This window comes from Kangiella sp., assembly GCF_048265365.1.
Taxonomy (GTDB): Bacteria; Pseudomonadota; Gammaproteobacteria; order Enterobacterales; family Kangiellaceae; genus Kangiella.
On the sequence record NZ_JBLXBT010000001.1, the window covers coordinates 136,495 to 157,676 of the forward strand.

The following is a 21,182-nucleotide window of genomic DNA, read 5'->3' on the forward strand; positions in this document are numbered from 1 at the left end:
ATTTTTTCCTTGCACCCTCCTTTATTACCGAATAGTATAAAAATTCGACACAAGGAGGTTGCCATGAGTTTCTTGGACAAAATCACCCAATGGATGCGCAAAGGCGAACATCGTGATTCGATTCATGAGTCGGCACACCAATATCAGTCTACCAAAGAAACTAATCCCAAGCTCCATCAGAATCTTGAAAAGAAAAAACTCAAAGTTACTGATCTACAAATCGGTATGACTGTAATTCAATTGGACCGCCCCTGGACAGAAGTGCCGGTTGATTTCCAGGAAATTACCATTCACACCCGCAGCGATATAGCTTTATTGCAAAAATACTGTGAAGAGGTTTATGTCGATTACCTGTCTTACACCAGCGTCACCTCCGACAACCTTTTCCACAGCAAGAAACAGAAACGCACTCAACATAAACAAGCTTCTAACGCCAAACAAACCAGTCTTGCTCTCAGAGCAGAGCTGCCTAAAGCTAAAAAAGCATTTGATCGTAGCTTAAAACACATTCATCAAGTTCTTGAGCAGGTCGCACAAGATAGCCAAATTGATATCGAAGCTGCAAGAGAGGTGGTAGCAGACTGCGTTGACAGTATTCTGCGCAATGACATAGCAATGTTCTGGTTAAGTAAAATAAAAAACCAGGATGAATACACCGCAGAACATTGTTTACGTGTAGGCATTCTTGCGATTACTTTTGGTAAGTATCTGCAGCTTGACCGGGCACAACTCGAATTATTGGGTTTATGCGGCATGTTACACGACGTCGGTAAAATGCAGATTCCAACCACCATTTTGAATAAAACCACTCCGCTTACTCAGGACGAGTTTGACCTAATTAAACAACACACTGTATTAGGCTATAACTATCTATCATCCCACGGTGAGGTTGCAACAGAGGTTAGCCAAGCTGCCTACAATCATCACGAACATCTTAGCGGTGAAGGTTATCCACGCCAGATTACAGATGAGAGCCTCTCTATTTACGACCGCATGATTGCCATTGTTGACAGCTATGATGCCATGACCAGCGATCGCTGCTATCGACTTGGCATGCCAGCCTCTCAGGCTGTTTCCATTCTATACAACGAACAACATCATCATTATGATAGCCAGCTGGTACAACTGTTCATTCAAATGGTAGGCATTTATCCGGTCGGTAGCCTGGTCAAAATTTCTAATGGCCAGATAGCGGTAGTGCTTTCAACTAATGAAGATCATAAACTCGAGCCGGTTGTAGAGTTACTGACTGATCATTATCGAAAATTAATCCAACCCGTTGCTGTTGACCTGTCTAAACAAGTCACCGACTCTTATGGAAACATGCTGAAAATCAAGCGCTCCCTGGCCGATCATGAGGTAGACTTTGACTTAAAAGCAGTCCTGTTACGTTCTTCGCCCTCATACCAAGTGGCCTAACTTTTTTCAGACGATATTTTTCAGACGATACCTCGCTTTATTTTTTGTCTGTTTTTTAGGCAGATTTGCTTGTCATTTCCTCGCGATCAGTACTATTATTACTAGTCAGGGAGATTAGGATATGACAGTATTCGACTTATTAGGCTTTAAGCGTAGCAGTAAAAAAGCTCAGGTTAATCAAAGTGATAGTAGCTTAAAACCTAAAGAAACCACAGGAAAACTCATCGAAAAGCGGAAAATCCCAGCTTCCCGCTTACGGGTTGGTATGACGGTTGTTGAACTTGATCGACCCTGGACAGAAGTTCCTGTCATGTTTCAAGAGCTCAAAATATCCACCCAGAATGAAATCCATCTTCTGCAAAAATACTGCCAACACGTGTTCATTGACGCCGAATCTTATCGAACTTACTACAAAACCATCGCAGAATTCGACAATCGTAAAGTTATTTATCCCAAACTGGATTTACGCCCTACCCAAGCCAGCAAAACCCTGCGCGAAGAACTTAAGAAGGTCAAATCCACCTTCGACCGTTCCTATAGCCATATTTATCAGCTTATGAGGGATGTCCAGCGCGACAGCAAAATCGATATTGAAGGCTCCAAAGATCTAGTGTCACAAACTGTTGATAGTATTCTGCGAAATGAAACCGCGATGTTCTGGCTTTCTAAAATTAAGCACCAGGATGAGTACACCTCAGAGCATTGTGTTCGCGTCGGTATTTTGGCCATAGCTTTTGGTAAACACCTTCAGTTACCAAGGGAAAATCTCGAAGTTCTAGGCATGTGCGGCATGCTGCATGATGTCGGTAAAATGAAGGTGCCACAGGACATTCTTAATAAACCCGCCAGCTTAAGCCCGGAAGAGTTTGATGAAGTTAAAAAACACACTATTCTCGGCTACGACTTCCTAAAGCAACATGGTGGTGTCGATGAACAGATTTGCGCCGTAGCCCGCAATCATCACGAGCGAATGAACGGTGAAGGGTACCCCAGAAATGTCGAATCTCAACTACTATCACTTTATGACCGCATGATTGCGATAGTTGACAGTTATGATGCCATGACCAGCGACCGCTGCTATCATAAAGGTATTCCAGCCAGTCAGGCCCTTTCCGTTCTTTATAAAGAGCAAACGAATCATTACGACGCCGAACTGGTGCAACAATTTATCCACATGGTTGGTATCTACCCGGTTGGCAGTCTGGTCGAAATGAACAATGGTCAGCTTGCGCTGATACTATCGGTTAATGAAGAACATAAACTGGAACCAGTTGTTGAGCTTTTAACTGATCCTGAAGGCATACGCATCCAACCGATTGCCAGCGACCTTTCCAAGCATCCTACCGACTCTACGGGTAATATATTACGCATCAAAAAAGCACTGTCCGACTCCGAAGTCGATTTTTGTTACGAATCCTATATCAAAGATGTGGTCTAAATAATCCCCACAAGTTACTGGACAATGACATTTCCGCTTTTTTTGCTTATGCTTAGGGTTACCTTATTTGCCAATCATTTCTATGCAAACTGAGTCAGCAACACCATCTCCCAATACTGTTAATTATAAAGCGCCAACCTGGGCACAAAACCAACACGTTCAATCGCTACTGGCGACCTTTAAATTAAGACGTCGTTTCGTACAGCGCCGCGCCCAGCCCATGTTGCAAGCATCCCAAGAAGTAATCATTGAGTGTGATGATGGTATTAAACTACAAAGCTTTTACGCGCAGTCAAAAGCAGATGCACCGTTGGTCGTTTTAATTCATGGCTGGGAGGGCAGTCATCAATCCCTTTACCTGATTTCCTGCGCCAGTACTTTATTCAATCATGGATACAACGTGGTTAGACTCAACCTGCGCGACCATGGTGATAGCCATCACCTCAATCAGGAGTTATTCCATTCCAATCGGCTCGATGAAGTCGTTAATGCCGTCAAAAAAATTCAAACTCAATATCAACCCAGAAAACTATTTTTAACCGGTTTTTCGCTCGGTGGTAATTTTGCATTGCGGGTAGCCAAACAAGCTAATAAGCATGATATTCAGCTTGCCAAAACCGTTGCTATTTGTCCGGCCCTCGACCCAAAAGACGTGTTAGAGAAACTTGAAAATGGACTATCTCTTTACATTAAATACTTTATGTATAAATGGAAACGTTCATTGCGCAAAAAGCAGGAACTTTTTCCCCATCTCTACGATATAGAAGAGTCATTACAAACCGATTCAATGCGTGAACTTACTGAAGAGTTAGTAAATTTTTATGGTGATTACGACAGCATCAATGAATACTTTGCTGGCTACGATATCACTGGCGACTATCTCAGTGATCTGGATGTTGACACCACCCTATTGTTAGCCAAGGATGATCCAATCATTGATTATCGGGCTATCTATGACTTACCTGTTAACCCCAATATTCAATACTTTTTGTCTGAACATGGTGGTCACTGTGGTTTTATTAAAAACTCAAAGCTCCATAGCTGGTTAGACGATTTCCTACTGGAACAATTCAAGCTTAAAGCTGATTAACATCCTTAACAATCCAGCAAGGCATTGAGCGCTTGGTCCATTTTGCAAACCGCAACTTATCACCTCGGTAAAAGTTGCGATAAGCCTGAACCGCATCATTACATACCTTATATCCATCTGGCATGGCCTGAGCAAACTCGGTTAAGCCACGGTCGTCATAGCTCAAACTTTCAATTTGCGACAATACACTCATAGATTTATGGTCATGCGCCTTATTAAACCGATATCGATATTCATCATTCAATGCTTTGGTTAACTCTGCTAACCACACAAAATTGCAATAAGAATTCTCGACCCAAAGTACACATGGGTGGTTAACATGAGTTGACCTATAAGGCGTCACGAAGCCTTTTTTATTCAACGCGGTACACAGCATTTGCACGCTTTCCAGGATCATCTTCACTACATGCTGATCACAATGATATTGAGCACATTGTTTAATATCGTTATCGAGAACAAATATATTCATTAAAGACATCAACTAAACAAAAGTCACATTATCATCTGACTAATGTGAATTTGGCATAAAAAAACCGCCTTAAAGGCGGCTTTTTTATCTGACTGTTTAGCTGCTTACAGGATATAAACAAAGATAAACAGGAATACCCAAACCACGTCTACGAAGTGCCAATACCAGGCGCCAGCTTCATAGGCAAAATGATCTTGCGGTGTGAAGTGACCCTTTGCACAACGGATAGTCAGAATAATTAAGAAAATCGTACCCACTGTAACGTGCAAGCCGTGGAAACCGGTCAACATAAAGAAGGTTGAGCCGTAAATACCACTACCTAAGGTTAATCCCATTTCAGTGTACGCATGGATGTACTCCCAAACCTGAAGACCCATGAAAATAACACCCAAGGCTGCAGTAATAGCAGTGAACTGGATTAAGGTTGCACGATTTTTCTCTACCAATGCATGGTGCGCAATGGTCAAAGTAAATGAAGAGAATAATAGAATCGCGGTATTGATTGCTGGTAAGCCCCAGGCACCCATACCTTGAGTAGTTTCACCCGCTGGAGTTTTCTCCATTGGCCAGTTAGGAATAAATTCAGGCCATAAGAACTCATGCGTTGCAGCATTGTTGCTTGAACCGCCTAACCATTCCATGACCAGGATACGAACATAGAATAGCGCCCCAAAGAATGCCGCGAAAAACATCACTTCTGAAGTAATGAACCACATCATGCCCTGACGGAATGAACGGCTCATTTGTGCGCTATATAAGCCACTCATTGATTCACGAATGGTAGTTGCCCACCAAGTTGACACCATATAGATCAAGACTGCTAAGCCCACCCATAGAACCCAGGATAGAGAGCCACCTTGAACCATGTGGCCTGCACCAAAAGCAGTTAAAAACAAGCCGATAGAACCGATAAACGGCAGCTTGCTCTGCTCGGGTACATAATACTTTTCGTATTCTGTATTTGTTTGTTCACTCATCGTATGTCTCCGTTAAAGACCGTAGCGCTGACGTCTTAGTCAGCAGCCTGTGTTTGTTGTTCGGCAGGCGTTACGTTATGTAGCGTATAAGCCAATGTAATGGTGTCATACTTTTCCGGCAAATCTTTATCCACAAAGAAACGCATTGGCATTTCTTCAGTGGCACCGGCAGCCAGTGTTTGCTGGTTAAAACAGAAGCATTCTGTTTTATTGAAATACTGGCTGACCAGGTTTGGTGAAAAGCTCGGAATCGCTTGTCCTACAATGGCTTTACCTGCGCGATTTTTAACTCGGAAGTTCACTTCATATTCCTTGCCAGGATAAACCTTTATCTGTGTTTGTACCGGCTGAAAATCCCAAGGCATGTCGTTCTTGGTGATTGTCATAAACTGGACAGTAATCTCACGGCTGGTATCCGGTTCTTGCTGTTCGTAAACAGCAAGACCGTTTGATTTACCATTTAAGCCAGTGATCTCACAGAACACATCGTACAAAGGAATCATGGCAAAACCAAAAGCCAACATAATCAACACCACCATGACCAGTTTACGGGTCATGACCTTGTTTTTATCTTGCTCGGGCTGTTGGTTAATATCACTCATAATCAGTTACTTCGTCAGATTAATCACTATTAGTCCACTTTAGGTGGTGTACTAAATGAGTGGTACGGCGCTGGTGAAGGCAATTGATTAAATTCAAGACCCTCTGCCCCTTCCCACACTTGATCAGTAGCTTTTTCACCTTTCTTCAGCATGCAGGTTTTAACCAGAATCCACAAGAATAGGAACTGAGTCAAACCTAAGCCGAATGCACCAATACTTGACCACATATTGAAGTCAGAGAACATGATGTTGTAGTCAGGAACACGACGTTGCATACCCGCCAAACCTGAGAAGTGCATTGGGAAGAAAGTTAAGTTAACAAACACGATTGATAACCAGAAGTGGATTTTAGCCAACTTCTCATCATACATACGACCCGTCCACTTAGGCATCCAGTAATATACCGCCGCCATGGTGCCGAAAATAGCACCCGGGAATAGTACATAATGGAAGTGAGCTACCACGAAATAGGTGTCATGATACTGCCAATCCACCGGAGTTAGCGCCAGCATAACGCCAGAGAAACCACCGATAGTGAATAGAATCACGAAAGCAATCGCATACAACATTGGCGTTTCGTAAGTAATTGAGCCTTGCCACATTGTCGCTACCCAGTTAAATACCTTCACACCCGTTGGAACCGCAATCAACATGGTCGCAATCATGAAGAATAATTCACCTTTAACTGGCATACCAACGGTAAACATGTGGTGAGCCCAAACGATGAATGATAGGAATGCGATCGATGCTGTGGCGTAAACCATTGAAGAGTAACCAAATAACTTCTTACGAGCAAAGGTTGGAATAATCGCAGAAGCGATACCAAATGCAGGAAGAATCATGATGTAAACTTCAGGGTGACCGAAGAACCAGAAGATGTGTTGGAACATCACTGGGTCACCACCACCTGCAGCATCAAAGAATGATGTACCGAAGTGACGGTCTGTCAGCATCATGGTTACTGCGCCTGCAAGTACTGGCATAACCATGACAAGCAAGAAGGCTGTAATTAACCAGGTCCATACGAACAATGGCATTTTCATCAATGTCATGCCAGGAGCACGCATGTTGAATACAGTCACGATAACGTTGATAGCACCCATGATGGATGAGATACCCATCAAGTGCACACCAAAGATAAAGAAGTCCGTCGATGGAGGGCCATAAGTGGTCGACAATGGCGCATAGAATGTCCAACCGAAGTTAGGCGCACCACCTTCCATAAACAATGATGATAACAATAGGATGAAGGCTGCTGGAAGAATCCAGAAACTCCAGTTGTTCATACGTGGTAATGCCATATCTGGCGCACCAATCATCATCGGAATCAACCAGTTAGCAAGACCGACAGTGGCTGGCATCACGGCACCAAATACCATGATTAAGCCATGCAGGGTTGTCATCTGATTGAAAAAGTTAGGTTCAACAAACTGTAAGCCCGGTTGGAATAGCTCGGCACGGATAACCATTGCCATAGCACCACCAATCAGGAACATGATGAACGAGAAGACCAGGTACATAGTACCAATGTCTTTATGGTTCGTAGTAAATAACCAGCGAGAAATGCCGGTTGGTTTATGATCACCCATAATTATTCCTCCTTACCGGCATTTTTGAAGTCATAGACGTCTTGTGGCTGAGCCTTATCACCCTTATCGTTGCCCCAAGCATTACGCTCGTAAGTCACGATAGCAGCAATCTCAGCTTCAGTTAACTGTTGTCCAAACGCCTGCATCGCAGTTCCAGAAACGCCATTCACTACCACATCAATATGCTTCTCGATGTCGCCTTCAATGATTGGGCTACCAACCAGTGATGGGAATGGACCATTACCCTGGCCATTTGGCATGTGGCAGGCTGCGCAGTATTTGTTGTATGCCGCTTCACCTTCAGTCATCAACTGAGCCATAGTACGCTCATTCAAATCAGGACCAGATTTTGCCTCTTCAACTTTAGAAGCCATCCAAGCGTCATATTCGGCTTGTTCTAATACATGTACCACAATTGGCATAAAGCCATGATCTTTACCACAGAGCTCAGCACACACACCACGGTAAATGCCTGGCTGGTCTACTTTAGTCCATACTTCATTAACAAAGCCTGGAATCGCATCTTTTTTGACGGAAAAGTCAGGTACCCAGAAAGAGTGGATAACGTCTTCTGCAGTAACCAAGAAGCGAACTTTTTGACCCGCTGGAATAACCAGTGGATTATCGACTTCTAGCAAGTAGTTTTCATAATCGATTGGAGTGCCGGAGAAACCTTCACCTGAGTTATCTCTAGTTTTCAGAGACTGCTCATCAAGATTCGAGAAGAAGCTAACATCGTTGCTTGGGTCGTTATCGCCATCGATGTATTTGTATTCCCACTTCCACTGCCAGCCTTTAACCATAACGGTCATATCTGAATCACTGGAATCTTCCATCTTTATCAACAAGCTAACAGCCGGAACTGCTAATGCGATAAGGATGATGAAAGGAATAACGGTCCAAATAATCTCAACAGTGGTACTGTGAGAAAACTTAGCTGGAATAGGATTTTTGCTTTTACGATGCGCAAACATCGAGTAAAACATTGCGCCAAAAGTTAGGACTCCGATCACTACACAGACCCAGATTGCGATCATGTGTAATTCGTAAACTTCTTTACTGATCTCAGTCACACCTTCACGCATGTTATACGCCTGTTCACTACAACCGGTTAGCACTAAAACAGCTAGCGCGGCTACAGCGAGAGCGACTTTGCGGAACAATGACATGCTCTTCTCTCCACTAACGTTAACCCGCAAAATGCGGAAAATTGTTATTAATTAGATAATAAACACTAAGAATTCCTGTCTGCCCTAGCAGGAATTTAGCCAATCAACCTTGATCGGAATCAAGATTTAAGGGCGGCCATTTTATCTGAGAAGATAGGGAAAAACTAGACGGATCTGTAATAAAACCTGACTAAACTAAGGGTTTTCTCGCAGTTTCTGTAGGGTTTTTATACGCTTAAGCAACTTTTCATCCACTTCGAACTCAGGATAGGTGCGCTGAAACTGCCCCCACTCATCTAGTGCGGTTATCTCATCGCCCTGCTCCAGTGCCTGCTCAATTTCCTCGAGCCAGACCTCGGGTAAAGGATATCCGAGCACTGCTTCATCCAATACACCATGCTCATCAAATCCTGCGGTTTGGTTGCTTTCCGTATCGGCTGTAGTCACCGGCTCAGCTGATTCCAACTCTTCTGCTCTAATTCTGGAACCCGTAACAACAATTCTTTCTGAGCTGCTGATGCTATCCGAGGCCATTTCGCTGACCCTGGGCGGCTCCATTTCTAGAATCGGTTCCTGTGGTGTCGCAGGCGCAGCCAGCATTCGCTGTTTATTTTCACGCTTTGCCTCGGTTCTGGCCTGTTCTTCCTTCTGACGCGCACTTTCTATATAGGCCATCTCGGCATCCATCTCTATCGCATAACGCTCTTCAAGCGGCTTTGAGCTGGCTACTTGCGCCATATTATTCATATCTTCACCGCTTAAGGTCACCATCAGGCGGGCGACACCCAGTGTCACCAGTAAGCCCGCGGCCACTGATACCGGCACGCGCAAGCGATGCCACCAGCTTCCGCCACCAGCCTTGGATTCTTTTTGCTTAAGATGCTGTTCAGCCATAGCCAGGATATTCTGATCCAGTTCTGAACTGGTTTCTTCCTCGCCCTGCCAATCGTCGAGCTTCTTCAGCTCAGACTCTTTCTCTTGATCTCTAGCTTTGTCTTTTTCGTTACTCATAATTCCACCTCAAGCGTTGCTTCATTGATTAACTGCTTGAGCTTCTGTACCGCATAACGCAGTCGGCTTTTTACTGCCTCAGCGTTATCCTGTATGGTTTCTGCAATATCTTGCACTGTCATGGCACTTTCGATTTTCAGCACCAGCACTTCTCGTTGCGCTGGCGGTAATTGATTCAGTGCCCATAAGAACTGTTGTTTTGATTGAGCTTCATTGAGCTGCTGCTCAGGCTCGCAGGCTGAGTTAGCCACTGGCTGCATGTCAGTATCATCGTCCAGTGATAAAACCTCGCCTCGTCCTTGCTTACGATAATGGTCGATCAGCTTGTTACGCGCCATGTGATAGAGCCAGGTGGTAAATTTGGCACTGACCTGATAGCCGTCACTGCCTTTAATTACGCTCTGCCAAGTCTCCTGAAACAACTCCTCGGCGGTGGCGCGACTATCCACCTGACGTAAAAAATAGCGTAACAACGGATTTTTATGACGCAAATAGAGTTGCTCGAAAGCACGCATATTGCCTTTGCCATAGCCCAGCATCAAAGCCTCATCGCTCAGCTCGGCTGATTGAGAGGCTTGGCGCTGCTGATTGCTGTCAAAGGTTTCGTTACTTCTGGTCACGCTCGATCTCTTATGAAACACATCCCCAGCGCCATCATGGCTTTTTAGCGTAAGGCTTTCAAGCATATTGTTACCTGTTCAATGCCTGGCTTACTGCAAACTATTGGTTACTGACCTGGCCATCAGCCTGGTCGTTCTGGCCATCCAAAAGCTGCGCCATTTTCATTAACTGAATCATTTCGCCACGATAACCATCTTTATCAGCACCTTTGCTGGTCTGCGCTAACTCGATGGCCTGCTGCCAGTCCCAACCATTCAAGTAGCGACCGCCACGTAACAGTTGTGCAAATCCAGCGACACTGGCAGCGAACTGACGATCCCCAGCAGCAGCATTACTTTGGCTAAACTGTTTACGGTCAATTACATGGCTGATTAGTTTACTGTCATCTTCATCCGGCATCTTGTAGCGAAGCTTGACCAGCGCAGCCTCATCGGCCAGTTTTTGCTGCTGCGCTTCGCGTTCACCATAACGCAGCTCATCCACGCGACGACCTTCGGAACCGACTAACACCACTTCATAGAGCGCGGTCACGGTATGTCCGGCGCCGATTTCACCGGCATCCACCTTGTCATTATTGAAGTCTTCACGGTTCAGGGCACGATTTTCATAGCCCAGCAAACGGTATTCAGCCACAACCTGCGGGTTAAATTCCACCTGGATTTTAACGTCCTTGGCAATGGTCATTAGAGTGCCCGCGCGCTGCTCGACCAATAATTTACGCGCTTCCTGTAAGCTATCAATGTAACCGTAATTGCCATTACCCTTATCAGCCAACTGCTCCATCAGATGCTCATTGTAGTTACCTCGACCAAAGCCCAGTGTAGTGAATGAAATACCGCTTTCGCGTTTACGCTCAACCAGGTCAATCAACTGCTCACGATTGACCGTGCCCACATTAAAGTCACCATCAGTGGTAAGAATCACTCGGTTAATGCCGTCTTTTATAAAAGCCTGTTCCGCTAATTTATAAGCCAGCTCGATGCCTGCACCACCATTGGTGGAACCACCAGCACTTAATCTATCCAGCGCCTGCTCAATCGCCATGCGGTCATTACCTTTAGTCGGCTCAAGCACCACACCACTGGCTCCGGCATAAACCACGATTGAAATTTTGTCCTGGTCGCTGCTTTCCTGCGCTAACAATTTCAATGACTTTTTCACTAACCCAAGCTTATCTTCGCTGTTCATCGAACCCGACACATCAATCAGATACACCAGATTGGATGGCGGCAATTCCTGCTTTTCAGGCTCATAGCCTTTAATACCGATTTCCATCAGGTATGCGTTTGAGTTCCACGGTGCACTAAACACATGAGTATTCACCGCAAAAGGTTGCTCCGTACTGTCCGGCGTTTGATAGTCATAATTAAAATAATTTACGAACTCTTCTAAACGCACCGCATCTTCCGGTGGCAAATAACCATCATTCAACATACGACGTACATTCGAGTAAGAGCCCGTATCTACATCAATACTAAAAGTCGAAACTGGCTGCTCCTTGGCCAGAAAAATGCCTGAATCATCAAAGTGCTGATACTGCTCGCGATTAACTTCAGGTTGTTGCCACATTGCTGGAGCCTGTGGAGCAGGCAAGGCCGCATCATATAGAGAGACACTCCTTTCTTTAGCATTGGCGTTAATCCGCTGCCCAGTCACTACAACTCTTTCCTGCTCATATTGTTGTCGTTTCAATTCCTCAGTTTTTGCAACCTTGACTCGCTTGTCCTGTTCGGCTCTTTGCTCGCTGGTATCAGTGTTTTGGCAGCCTGATATTGCCAATGCGATCATGCTGGCTAAGACGCTGACTTTTAATGATGTTTTCACAGTGTTTGCTTTATTGGTATTCATGTTCGTGCTCCATCCATTCTGTCTATTTATGTTAACAACACTGCTAAAAACGCCGACCAGTTGGAAAAGGGTTAACATTTGCGAAAATATTGTTAGAGTAACCTCTTACTATCTGCAAACCCTTGTGTACCCATGGAAGCCGCTGAACTGCAACAACTGCTGTATAAAGAAATCCCGATCACTCAAGCACTACAAATCAAGGTCGATAACCTGACGAGCAATAGCATTCAGGTGTCAGCACCCTTTGAAGCCAATAAGAACATTCATAACACAGCTTTCGCTGGCAGCATCTACACCACCGCAACACTGGCAGGCTGGTCATTAGTGACACATCTGGTCCAGCAGCGCCAACGTCTCGGTTCAGTAGTCTTGGCAAGCGCAACTATTCGTTACAGCAAACCAATTAATGGTGATATCGTTGCCAGCTGCAAAATTGCAGATCCTGATATTATTGACCACTTTCTTAAGCGGTTTGATAGCAGAGGTCGTGGTCGATTGTCTCTTGAGATAGATGTTATTGAAGCCGGTGAGAGTAAAGCCACCATGCAGGCGGACTTTGCGGTGCTTCGCCAAAGCTGAACATGAATTACAGACCACGCTTGTCATATGAACTCACGAACTAAATAGTAATGTCATAAAACTGTCATTTTACACTCCCTGTTAGATCTTATAATCCTGCGGACTTGTTTCTAACCGCTCGATTGACACTATCAGGAGTGATCATGACATCACTTGTGCGACATTTTGTTCTTGTCCTTTTTACAGCAATGCTTTTGCTGCAACCCACAATTGCCACTGCTAAGACGTTTACCGAAACCGATATTGCTAAAGCGACCATTCTTTTTGAGATGAAAGGTTCGAATACCATTGGCGAATCACTCGCTCCAGGGCTGGTAGAGCAATTTTTAAAAGCAGAAGGCGCTGTCAAAACGGGGATTGTCACCACTCATACTGTAGAGAAAACAGTACTCGGAGAATTTCCTGACGGTTCACTTAAAGGCATTGATATTAAAGCCCATGGTTCCAGCACAGGCTTCAAAGCATTTGCTGCAGAAGATACTGATATAGCGATGTCGTCGCGACGCATCAAAGAAAAAGAGCGCGAGCAACTGCATAATTTGTATGGCGACCTTAAATCAGTAGACAGTGAACTGACCATTGCAGTAGATGGACTGGCAGTCATTGTTCACCCACAACTTGAAGTGAACACTCTGGACACAGAAACTCTTGCGCGGATTTTTGCGGGTGAGATTCGCAACTGGCAAGAGATTGGCGGCCCCAATCAGAAAATCAGCCTGTTTGCACGAGATGATAACTCAGGAACCTTTGATACTTTTAAATCGCTGGTTCTCAAGCGACACAACCTGTCTCTTTCCGATTATGCCAAGCGCTATGAGTCTTCCAGTGAGCTGTCAGACATGGTTTTTAACACGTCCGGAGCCATCGGTTTTATCGGTCTTTCCTACGTCAATAAAACGAAACCATTAGCTTTGTCCGAAACAGGCGTTGCCTTATCCTTTAAACCAAATCTTTTCACCGTAAGCACTGAAGACTATGTATTAAGTCGTAGACTGTATATGTACTACCCTGCAAACAGTCAAAACGCACATGCGCGCCGTTTCATGCAGTTTGTGCAACAGGATCAAGCGCAAACCGTTGTCGAGCAAACCGGGCTGATTTCATTGAAAGTCAACGATGCCACCATTCGCTTTAATCGCAATTACCCGCCGCGGTATCTCAACATGATCACGGATTCAAAGCGCTTATCTATTACTTTCCACTTTGATGAGGGTACTGATGAACTGGATAATAAAGCCAAACTGGATATTCAGCGATTGGTCGACTATGTCGATAAGCACCAACTTGAAGACCTGTTCTTGTTTGGTTTTACCTATGAGTCAGGCACCGAAGAGACCGATAAAGATGACTCCAAGCGACTCGCACGAATCATTGCTCGAGAGCTTGAAAACGCAGGTGTGAAACCGTTTTATGTTCAAGGATTTGGCAGCAAAGGGGCCATTGCTTCTAACAGCACCGAAAACGGTCGTAACAAAAACCGCCGTGTTGAAGTGTGGGTTGGACGTTAGTTCTTATTCAATAAATACTTAGTCAGGGCGTGGCATAAAGCATCAAAGGCTTTATGGTATTCCATTGGAGTGATGGATTCTGCCAGCTGATATTTCGCAATTATCGCGTCAGCTTTATTGTCACCTAATTGAGCCAGCAGAGTTTGCAACCTGGAACTGTCTACTTTGTTTTTACCCATTAGATCTTCGAACAGCATTAAGGCGTCCAATAAAAACAAGACTGCTTGCTGGCTAAATTGAAAGTGGCAGCTGTTTTGATTACTCATCAGCAAGCTTTTGCAGATTAAATTCAACAGCCCATTATTGGATTGGTATAAAACGTCGGATAATAGATTAAATTGATGTGCATCAATCAGATCAGTAAAAGTGCTGTATAAAGTGCCTCCTAAAATAATCGGTAACGAAGCCCCTTTAGCATTCTGGTAGAGATCAAACTCAGGAATAGTTTCGCCACTCTGACGGTAGTGTTCGGAGAGCTTGTGCTTAATATCGAATTGAAGTTGTTGCCCAGTTATTTGATAGCTGCGAGACTCAAATATGTGTTTATAAGGAAAGGGATAGAGCTTTAAAAAGCCTTTGCCATCATTCACCGAGAGCAGCATGGCCAACATAAACTTTAAATCATAAGCTCGGCCACTATTCTTGAATGCCAAGGCAATCAGATCTTTTTCCACGATAAGCTGCCCCAAAGGAGAGCTTAAACTCTCAGCCGGATAAGCACCGAGTGGTGAAAAAATCCGATAGGTATAGTGCTGGTCTGCTGACTGACTGACGTCAACAACTGCTTTATCCTTATCACTGCGCATCCCCCCCTCCTATTTTTTCTTACGCTGTTTTAGTCAGGCTACAGTTCCCCAAAACCATAACCATCTACAGCTTACCGTTTATTCTTCGTAATTAAAAATAGCTGGCACCTGTTTTTTGCTGCTAATGGTCGCTTTAAGATCAGTAATCAAACCATTTTCCAGGCCATAGCACCAACCATGGACACTTAAACTCTGTCCGCGATCCCAAGCATCCTGCACCGTCGTTGTGCGGCAAACATTGCTGACCTGCTCAATCACGTTCAGCTCACACATCAAATTCGATCGCTCTTGCTCATTCTTAATCGGCTTAAACTTGGTTTCATGCTTTAAGTAGACATTCTTAATGTTACTCAACCAGTTATCGATAAATCCATGTTTTTTATTGGTCAAAGCAGCATTGACGCCGCCGCAGCCATAATGACCGCAAACGATAATATGCTCAACTTTCAAGACTTCAACCGCAAACTGCAGCACCGACAAACAATTAAGATCACTGTGCGATACCACATTGGCTACATTGCGATGCACAAAAACCTCTCCTGGCATTAAACCCGTAATCTGGTTCGCTGGCACACGACTATCGGAACAACCAATCCATAAATACTTTGGTGACTGTTGTTCAGACAAGGTTTTAAAAAAACCGGGATTCTCCTTCTCGATTTGCTCAGCCCACTCTTTGTTGTTTTTTAATAATTCTTGAATGTCACTCATTGATGATAAACCTTGTTATCTGTCTGAATCCGTTAATGGCTGAATAATACCACGATTAATCTTGCGAGATCTTCCGACCACTAATTTGCTTTCTCCAAACTTTGACTTCGTTGCAGTATTGTTACAAATAGCAAGTTGCCACTAGCATCCGTTGAGCTTGAGGTATGCGAACCTCTAAACTCCCACCAAGCCTGGTTTCGCATTTGTCCGGTAACCTCTGACCATATATCTCTCTCAGAAGGGTGTTCAGTCCCGATGATTTCACACAAGCTACTCCGACAGTCTACGTGATGTACAATATACTGAGCGCTATCTTTATAAGTCATAAGGAAGTGATTAATCTGTTGCTCCTTCATGGTTGCCCAACTAATATCTTCCGCCTCACTAATTAACTCATCGTGTAGTTCGTAAGTAGCTTTTGGCGTCGATTCAGGGCGGCTTAATAAAGAATGGTGTGTTTCAGGAATGCCATTAAACTTATCTTGGTTACTTGGGGTCTTATCAATCTGGCTGTATTTATCTTTCATACCAGTGATACCTTTCCCAGCTCCATCTAAAATGCTATTGAGCCTTTTGTTCTCTGCCTTGGTTGCTACTAACTCTTGATTCTTTATCTCCATCTGTTGCTTCAATGAATCCATCTCAACAGTCAAACTGTCTATTATCACGTGTTCAGGGCTGTCTCTTTTATTTGATTTTTCACTTTTATCACCATGAGCTATTTTGCCTTCTGGTCGCGCCACTTCCTGATTGAACTGAGTCTGTTCTGCAACATGATCATTGTTGAGTACATATCGCTCAACCATCCAGCATCCTACAACCCCAATAATCACACCAAAAACAATTTTAATTATAGTATCCATAGCCCTTCTTATACCTTTACTTAAATCAACCAATAACTTAAATGCTACCCATTAACAAACAGTTCTAACTTTAACTTTATTGTGGTTTGTACGCCATAAGAAAAAACCCGCTTTCACGAGGCCTTTTAAGGGATGGTTTTAACAGAGGATTTTGCTCTAGTTCGAGGCAGGTTAACTTTGTAAGTGCGGGAGTTGGCTACTAGCCAATGACTAAACGTAAAAGTTAACCTAACAAAGAAATGCAACATATAAAAAAGCCCTACCAACGGCAGGGCCTTTTAATATAGGTGAGTATTTAACGCAGATGTTTTGCTTTGTAACGAGGCGCAGGTCGTAATGAGAAGCACAGTTGGCTGGGTGCCCAATGAGCATCGCAATTAGACCTGCAACAAAGTTACAAATCAAAACAGCAAGTTAAATTACATCATGCCAGGCATACCGCCCATACCACCCATACCGCCCATATCAGGCGCACTGTCTTCTTTCGGTAGATCAGTGATCATGGCTTCGGTTGTGATCATAAGAGCGGCAATCGAAGCAGCGTTTTGTAGGGCGCTACGAGTTACTTTGGCTGGGTCTAGAATACCCATTTCAACCACGTCACCGAATTCACCAGTCGCAGCGTTGTAACCATAGTTATCTTTGCCTGCTTTAACTTTGTCTACGACCACTGCTGGTTCACCACCAGAGTTTGAGACGATTTGACGAAGTGGTGATTCCATAGCGCGTAGTGCGATTTTGATACCGACGTTTTGCTCTTCGTTTTCACCACGTAGCTCACCTAGTCTAGAAAGTACGCGTACTAGTGCTGTACCGCCACCTGCTACTACGCCTTCTTCTACAGCAGCGCGAGTTGCGTGCAGTGCATCGTCAACACGGTCTTTCTTTTCTTTCATTTCAACTTCAGTGGCTGCGCCAACTTTAATCACTGCAACACCGCCTGCTAATTTAGCAACACGCTCTTGCAATTTTTCGCGGTCATAGTCAGATGAAGTGTCTTCGATTTGCGCGTGAATCTGTTTTACGCGGCCATCGATTTGCGCTTTATCACCGGCACCATCAATGATAGTTGTATTTTCTTTAGTGATTTGCACGCTTTTCGCGGTACCGAGTTGCTCAAGAGTGGTGTTTTCAAGACTCATACCGATGTCTTCTGAAATCACTGTCGCGCCTGTTAGGATTGCGATGTCTTCTAGCATAGCTTTACGACGGTCGCCGAAACCTGGTGCTTTAACCGCTGCAACTTTCACGATGCCGCGCATAGTGTTCACAACCAGAGTCGCTAACGCTTCGCCTTCAACATCTTCAGCGACGATCAATAATGGGCGGCTTGCTTTGGCAACGCCTTCCAATACTGGTAGCAATTCGCGAATGTTTGAGATTTTTTTGTCAACCAATAGGATGTATGGGCTTTCAAGTTCAGCCTGCATGCTTTCTGCATTAGTCACGAAGTAAGGAGACAAGTAACCACGGTCGAATTGCATACCTTCTACTACGTCTAATTCGTTGTTTAGGCCTGAACCTTCTTCAACAGTGATAACGCCTTCTTTACCTACTTTGGCCATGGCTTCAGCAATGATTTTACCAACGCTTTCGTCAGAGTTTGCTGAGATGGTACCTACTTGAGCAATTGCTTTTTGATCTTCGCAAGGTACTGAGATGTTTTTCAATTCTTCAACGGCTGCAATAACGGCTTTTTCGATACCGCGTTTCAGATCCATTGGGTTCATGCCCGCAGCAACAGCTTTCAAGCCTTCAGTAACAATTGACTGGGCCAATACGGTTGCAGTAGTTGTACCGTCACCAGCGATGTCGTTAGTTTGCGAGGCAACTTCTTTTAGCATTTGCGCGCCCATGTTCTCGAACTTGTCTTCTAGTTCGATTTCTTTAGCGACTGAAACACCATCTTTAGTAATTGTTGGAGCGCCGAATGATTTATCTAAAATCACATTACGGCCTTTAGGACCTAGAGTTACGCGTACTGCGTTAGCTAGAGTATTTACGCCTTTAAGCATGCGTTGGCGAGCATCATCACCAAACCGTACTTCTTTTGCCATGATAAATTTCCTCTAAAATTAGTTTATTTTCGGTTAATTTCTGTTAATTAGCCTTCAATTACGGCCATGATGTCGTCTTCGCGCAATACAAGAAGCTCTTCGCCATCAGCTTTCACTTCAGTACCAGCGTATTTGCCGAACAATACTTTATCGCCAACCTTAACGTCGACTGCACGTACTTCGCCCGAATCAAGTGGCTTACCGTTACCAACGGCAAGAATTTCGCCACGACTAGGCTTTTCCTTGGCGTTATCAGGAATGACGATACCGCCTGCAGAGGTTGTTTCTTCTTCTAAACGGCGCACAATGACGCGATCATGTAATGGACGTAAGTTCATGTTTTTCTCCTGATATAGAAAGTAGTTAACTCACTATGAAAAGTTTGTTTGAATTAGTTGCGGGATAATATGGGGGCTATTTGCTAGCACTCAAGGGGGTTGAGTGCTAATTTTTACTTTTTTTTGTCTTTTTATTCTAAAGTTATTATAACCTATTGTTTTTTATCGTCTTTGCGTTCGTATTCACCTTCGATAACACGGCTTCCAGTCACTTTTTTATGTTCAGTTTCACTGGTTTCTGAGTGGTGATGGGTTTCGCTGTGTTCAGTGCGGCTTTCGTGATACTCATAATGGAAGTTTCCCTGCCCATTCATCTTTTGGAATTTGAACCAGCCGGCTTTCATCATGCCTCTGGCAAAAGCGCTTCGTGTCACCGGAATCAGCCATAGAAAGCCAATGGTGTCGGTAACAAACCCAGGGGTGATCAGAAAGGCACCAGCGATGATCAGCAACACACCTTCGATGATTTCCTGAGCAGGCGCCTGGCCTTGTTGCATCTTGCCTTTAAAGCGCTCAAATACCGATAAACCCTGATGCTTAAGCAAACCAACCCCAATAACGCCGGTCAGTAGAATTAAACCGATGGTGGCCGGAGCGCCAATCCAGTTGCCGACTTCAATCAGCACAAAGATTTCCAGCACTGCCAGAACAATAAAGATTAAGAAAAAGAAACGAAAAAACATAGGTCTGTCTTTGTTAAACGATAGCTTTATAATGGGGACATTCGAGTAAATCACAAGTTCGGTTGATATGTCACGACTTTCAGAGCAAGAAGACTTCCAGGTCGCCTTATGTACCGCGCCCGATCAGGAAACTGCCGAGCGTTTGGCAGAGTTAATGGTTCATGAAAAATTGGCCGCTTGCGTTAATATAGTGCCCAATGTGACCAGCGTTTATCGCTGGCATGACTCCTCAGGGCAAACATCCGTTGAAAAAGACTCTGAAGTGCTGATGATCATCAAAACTCATGCAGAATTAATGGCTGATCTCGGTGAGTTGCTGGAAAACGAGCATCCTTATGATGTTTTTGAACTGATCAGTTGTAATATTGAGCAAGCATCGTCAGCCTATTTGCAATGGCTGGAAAACAGTTTGAAATTCTAAAACGCTCATCTTTATTAGCTTTTTGCCACTCAGTCCTCATAAACTCTATCTTCTTGAATTAAAAGTTATTTTGCAGACTAGAGATAGTCGTTATAGACATATGCCCCCTATCTTTTAGTGCTTCCTGTGCGCTTTACGCGCATTTGTTCGTTGTTCCAGATCAAGCCTGCACTCATATTAGCCAATATTAATATGATATCAATTTAGGCTTGTTCCATGCGACTTAAAATATCCCAGCTTTTCCCGAGCCTGCTACTGCTGGCCGTTAGTTCACTCGGACCATCTATCGCCACAGCCAGTGATGCTGGACACAACAACGAATTGTTAGAGCAACTCAATCTCGAGCAATATCACGGCAAAGTAGTTTATGTCGATTTCTGGGCTTCCTGGTGTGGCCCCTGCCGTCAGTCATTTCCGGTCATGAATGAACTGCAAGAAAGCTATGGTGACGATAATTTTGTAATAATTGCCATCAATGAAGATTCTGAACCAGGCGCTGCAGAGCAGTTCTTAGAACAGTATCCAGCCAATTTCACAATTTTCTATGACCAAAATGGCGAGTTAGCCAAATACTTTAAAGTTGATGCCATGCCGACCAGCTACCTGCTGGATCAGACTGGCGCAGCCAAATACCGCCATCGTGGATTCCGCCAAAAAGACGTCAGCAAAATTAACAATCAAATTCAATCCTTATTAGCGACAACGGCACAACAATCAACCAGTTTGAGCAACTCAGGAGATACCGAATGAAACATAAATCATTACTGTTACTGGCCATTCTCGGTTTTAGCGTACTGAGTGGCTGTTCAACTATGGGCGTCAATGCGTGGGAAAAGGACCTGCTTGCCAAACCTGAAATGGCACTTGATGAACAGCCTCTGACCGATGCCCTGGATGATCACATTTACTTCAGTAAAGAAGCTTCCAGTGGTGGCCGCGCCTACGCCGGCGGTGGTTGTGGCTGTAATTAATTGCAAGATAAG

The 21,182-nt window shown here is 44.2% G+C and carries 22 protein-coding genes; 8 read left to right on the top strand and 14 right to left on the bottom strand.

The window, feature by feature from the left end; genetic code table 11:
• Window positions 1-63: 63 nt before the first annotated feature.
• The 3 genes from ACN0VI_RS00635 (at window position 64) to ACN0VI_RS00645 (ending at window position 3,947) form a co-directional block, all read left to right on the top strand.
• Complete coding sequence (locus tag ACN0VI_RS00635; protein ID WP_417445410.1) at window positions 64-1,419, top strand: HD-GYP domain-containing protein; 1,356 nt, start codon at window positions 64-66, stop codon at window positions 1,417-1,419.
• A 121-nt stretch (window positions 1,420-1,540) separates the two neighbouring features.
• Window positions 1,541-2,857, top strand: a complete 1,317-nt coding sequence (locus ACN0VI_RS00640; protein ID WP_417445411.1) for an HD-GYP domain-containing protein — start codon at window positions 1,541-1,543, stop codon at window positions 2,855-2,857.
• Between the two features lie 67 nt (window positions 2,858-2,924).
• Complete coding sequence (locus ACN0VI_RS00645; protein WP_417445412.1) at window positions 2,925-3,947, top strand: YheT family hydrolase; 1,023 nt, start codon at window positions 2,925-2,927, stop codon at window positions 3,945-3,947.
• On the opposite strand, the gene ACN0VI_RS00650 is transcribed toward ACN0VI_RS00645, so the two are convergent.
• The 8 genes from ACN0VI_RS00650 to ACN0VI_RS00685 all read right to left on the bottom strand — a co-directional run bounded on the left by ACN0VI_RS00650 (window position 3,934) and on the right by ACN0VI_RS00685 (window position 12,233).
• Window positions 3,934-4,416, bottom strand: coding sequence for a pyrimidine dimer DNA glycosylase/endonuclease V (locus ACN0VI_RS00650; RefSeq protein ID WP_417445413.1), 483 nt, complete (start codon window positions 4,414-4,416; stop codon window positions 3,934-3,936). The genes ACN0VI_RS00645 and ACN0VI_RS00650 overlap by 14 nt on opposite strands.
• A 104-nt stretch (window positions 4,417-4,520) precedes the next feature.
• The gene (locus ACN0VI_RS00655; RefSeq protein WP_417445414.1) at window positions 4,521-5,393 is read right to left on the bottom strand and encodes a cytochrome c oxidase subunit 3; all 873 of its coding nucleotides are present in this window, start codon (window positions 5,391-5,393) and stop codon (window positions 4,521-4,523) included.
• Between the two features lie 35 nt (window positions 5,394-5,428).
• A complete protein-coding gene (locus ACN0VI_RS00660; RefSeq protein ID WP_331890556.1) occupies window positions 5,429-5,995 on the bottom strand; it encodes a cytochrome c oxidase assembly protein in 567 nt (188 codons plus the stop codon).
• A gap of 29 nt (window positions 5,996-6,024) precedes the next feature.
• On the bottom strand, window positions 6,025-7,584 hold the full coding sequence (gene ctaD, locus ACN0VI_RS00665; protein WP_012800215.1) for a cytochrome c oxidase subunit I: 1,560 nt from the start codon (window positions 7,582-7,584) through the stop codon (window positions 6,025-6,027).
• A 2-nt stretch (window positions 7,585-7,586) separates the two neighbouring features.
• Window positions 7,587-8,753, bottom strand: a complete 1,167-nt coding sequence (gene coxB / locus ACN0VI_RS00670) for a cytochrome c oxidase subunit II (protein WP_331890784.1) — start codon at window positions 8,751-8,753, stop codon at window positions 7,587-7,589.
• A 195-nt stretch (window positions 8,754-8,948) separates the two neighbouring features.
• Window positions 8,949-9,764, bottom strand: coding sequence for a hypothetical protein (locus ACN0VI_RS00675; RefSeq protein WP_331890785.1), 816 nt, complete (start codon window positions 9,762-9,764; stop codon window positions 8,949-8,951).
• Window positions 9,761-10,450 (bottom strand): RNA polymerase sigma factor, encoded by a 690-nt coding sequence (locus ACN0VI_RS00680; protein ID WP_417445415.1) that lies wholly within the window; start codon window positions 10,448-10,450, stop codon window positions 9,761-9,763. The genes ACN0VI_RS00675 and ACN0VI_RS00680 overlap by 4 nt, the downstream gene beginning before the upstream one ends.
• 34 nt (window positions 10,451-10,484) lie before the next feature.
• Window positions 10,485-12,233 carry a VWA domain-containing protein gene (locus ACN0VI_RS00685; protein ID WP_331890788.1) on the bottom strand — a complete coding sequence of 583 codons (1,749 nt, stop codon included), beginning with the start codon at window positions 12,231-12,233 and terminating at the stop codon, window positions 10,485-10,487.
• A 132-nt stretch (window positions 12,234-12,365) separates the two neighbouring features.
• Between ACN0VI_RS00685 and ACN0VI_RS00690 the strand changes: the two genes are divergently transcribed.
• Both ACN0VI_RS00690 and ACN0VI_RS00695 read left to right on the top strand, forming a co-directional pair.
• Complete coding sequence (locus ACN0VI_RS00690; protein WP_331890790.1) at window positions 12,366-12,812, top strand: YiiD C-terminal domain-containing protein; 447 nt, start codon at window positions 12,366-12,368, stop codon at window positions 12,810-12,812.
• A 143-nt stretch (window positions 12,813-12,955) separates the two neighbouring features.
• A complete protein-coding gene (locus tag ACN0VI_RS00695; protein ID WP_417445416.1) occupies window positions 12,956-14,320 on the top strand; it encodes a phosphate ABC transporter substrate-binding/OmpA family protein in 1,365 nt (454 codons plus the stop codon).
• Here the strand turns inward: ACN0VI_RS00695 and ACN0VI_RS00700 are convergent.
• From ACN0VI_RS00700 to ACN0VI_RS00725, 6 genes are all read right to left on the bottom strand, one after another.
• Window positions 14,317-15,126: a hypothetical protein gene (locus tag ACN0VI_RS00700; RefSeq protein ID WP_417445417.1), complete on the bottom strand. Its 810-nt coding sequence runs from the start codon at window positions 15,124-15,126 to the stop codon at window positions 14,317-14,319. The genes ACN0VI_RS00695 and ACN0VI_RS00700 overlap by 4 nt on opposite strands.
• A 78-nt stretch (window positions 15,127-15,204) precedes the next feature.
• Window positions 15,205-15,837 carry a carbonate dehydratase gene (gene can / locus ACN0VI_RS00705; RefSeq protein WP_331890796.1) on the bottom strand — a complete coding sequence of 211 codons (633 nt, stop codon included), beginning with the start codon at window positions 15,835-15,837 and terminating at the stop codon, window positions 15,205-15,207.
• 80 nt (window positions 15,838-15,917) lie between these two features.
• Window positions 15,918-16,700, bottom strand: a complete 783-nt coding sequence (locus ACN0VI_RS00710; protein ID WP_417445418.1) for a hypothetical protein — start codon at window positions 16,698-16,700, stop codon at window positions 15,918-15,920.
• 419 nt (window positions 16,701-17,119) lie between these two features.
• Window positions 17,120-18,760, bottom strand: coding sequence for a chaperonin GroEL (gene groL / locus ACN0VI_RS00715; protein WP_417446548.1), 1,641 nt, complete (start codon window positions 18,758-18,760; stop codon window positions 17,120-17,122).
• Window positions 18,761-18,804: 44 nt separating this feature from the next.
• Window positions 18,805-19,095: a co-chaperone GroES gene (gene groES / locus ACN0VI_RS00720; protein WP_012800203.1), complete on the bottom strand. Its 291-nt coding sequence runs from the start codon at window positions 19,093-19,095 to the stop codon at window positions 18,805-18,807.
• 152 nt (window positions 19,096-19,247) lie between these two features.
• The gene (locus ACN0VI_RS00725; RefSeq protein ID WP_417445419.1) at window positions 19,248-19,778 is read right to left on the bottom strand and encodes an FxsA family protein; all 531 of its coding nucleotides are present in this window, start codon (window positions 19,776-19,778) and stop codon (window positions 19,248-19,250) included.
• A gap of 67 nt (window positions 19,779-19,845) precedes the next feature.
• On the opposite strand from ACN0VI_RS00725, the gene cutA reads away from it, so the two are divergent.
• The 3 genes from cutA to ACN0VI_RS00740 all read left to right on the top strand — a co-directional run bounded on the left by cutA (window position 19,846) and on the right by ACN0VI_RS00740 (window position 21,170).
• Window positions 19,846-20,199, top strand: coding sequence for a divalent-cation tolerance protein CutA (gene cutA / locus ACN0VI_RS00730; protein ID WP_417445420.1), 354 nt, complete (start codon window positions 19,846-19,848; stop codon window positions 20,197-20,199).
• A gap of 216 nt (window positions 20,200-20,415) precedes the next feature.
• Window positions 20,416-20,949: a TlpA disulfide reductase family protein gene (locus tag ACN0VI_RS00735; protein WP_417445421.1), complete on the top strand. Its 534-nt coding sequence runs from the start codon at window positions 20,416-20,418 to the stop codon at window positions 20,947-20,949.
• Complete coding sequence (locus ACN0VI_RS00740) at window positions 20,946-21,170, top strand: DUF4266 domain-containing protein (RefSeq protein WP_417445422.1); 225 nt, start codon at window positions 20,946-20,948, stop codon at window positions 21,168-21,170. Before ACN0VI_RS00735 ends, ACN0VI_RS00740 begins: the two co-directional genes overlap by 4 nt.
• The last annotated feature ends 12 nt before the right edge of the window (window positions 21,171-21,182 follow it).

Excerpts from the sequence above, each read along its gene's own strand:
- ACN0VI_RS00635 (WP_417445410.1), top strand. The coding sequence starts at position 64 with ATGAGTTTCTTGGACAAAATCACCCAATGGATGCGCAAAGGCGAACAT.
- ACN0VI_RS00640 (WP_417445411.1), top strand. The coding sequence starts at position 1,541 with ATGACAGTATTCGACTTATTAGGCTTTAAGCGTAGCAGTAAAAAAGCT.
- ACN0VI_RS00650 (WP_417445413.1), bottom strand. The coding sequence starts at position 4,416 with ATGAATATATTTGTTCTCGATAACGATATTAAACAATGTGCTCAATAT.
- ACN0VI_RS00655 (WP_417445414.1), bottom strand. The coding sequence starts at position 5,393 with ATGAGTGAACAAACAAATACAGAATACGAAAAGTATTATGTACCCGAG.
- ACN0VI_RS00660 (WP_331890556.1), bottom strand. The coding sequence starts at position 5,995 with ATGAGTGATATTAACCAACAGCCCGAGCAAGATAAAAACAAGGTCATG.
- ctaD (WP_012800215.1), bottom strand. The coding sequence starts at position 7,584 with ATGGGTGATCATAAACCAACCGGCATTTCTCGCTGGTTATTTACTACG.
- coxB (WP_331890784.1), bottom strand. The coding sequence starts at position 8,753 with ATGTCATTGTTCCGCAAAGTCGCTCTCGCTGTAGCCGCGCTAGCTGTT.
- ACN0VI_RS00675 (WP_331890785.1), bottom strand. The coding sequence starts at position 9,764 with ATGAGTAACGAAAAAGACAAAGCTAGAGATCAAGAGAAAGAGTCTGAG.
- ACN0VI_RS00680 (WP_417445415.1), bottom strand. The coding sequence starts at position 10,450 with ATGCTTGAAAGCCTTACGCTAAAAAGCCATGATGGCGCTGGGGATGTG.
- ACN0VI_RS00685 (WP_331890788.1), bottom strand. The coding sequence starts at position 12,233 with ATGAATACCAATAAAGCAAACACTGTGAAAACATCATTAAAAGTCAGC.
- ACN0VI_RS00690 (WP_331890790.1), top strand. The coding sequence starts at position 12,366 with ATGGAAGCCGCTGAACTGCAACAACTGCTGTATAAAGAAATCCCGATC.
- ACN0VI_RS00695 (WP_417445416.1), top strand. The coding sequence starts at position 12,956 with ATGACATCACTTGTGCGACATTTTGTTCTTGTCCTTTTTACAGCAATG.
- ACN0VI_RS00700 (WP_417445417.1), bottom strand. The coding sequence starts at position 15,126 with ATGCGCAGTGATAAGGATAAAGCAGTTGTTGACGTCAGTCAGTCAGCA.
- can (WP_331890796.1), bottom strand. The coding sequence starts at position 15,837 with ATGAGTGACATTCAAGAATTATTAAAAAACAACAAAGAGTGGGCTGAG.
- ACN0VI_RS00710 (WP_417445418.1), bottom strand. The coding sequence starts at position 16,700 with ATGGATACTATAATTAAAATTGTTTTTGGTGTGATTATTGGGGTTGTA.
- groES (WP_012800203.1), bottom strand. The coding sequence starts at position 19,095 with ATGAACTTACGTCCATTACATGATCGCGTCATTGTGCGCCGTTTAGAA.
- ACN0VI_RS00725 (WP_417445419.1), bottom strand. The coding sequence starts at position 19,778 with ATGTTTTTTCGTTTCTTTTTCTTAATCTTTATTGTTCTGGCAGTGCTG.
- cutA (WP_417445420.1), top strand. The coding sequence starts at position 19,846 with ATGTCACGACTTTCAGAGCAAGAAGACTTCCAGGTCGCCTTATGTACC.
- ACN0VI_RS00735 (WP_417445421.1), top strand. The coding sequence starts at position 20,416 with ATGCGACTTAAAATATCCCAGCTTTTCCCGAGCCTGCTACTGCTGGCC.
- ACN0VI_RS00740 (WP_417445422.1), top strand. The coding sequence starts at position 20,946 with ATGAAACATAAATCATTACTGTTACTGGCCATTCTCGGTTTTAGCGTA.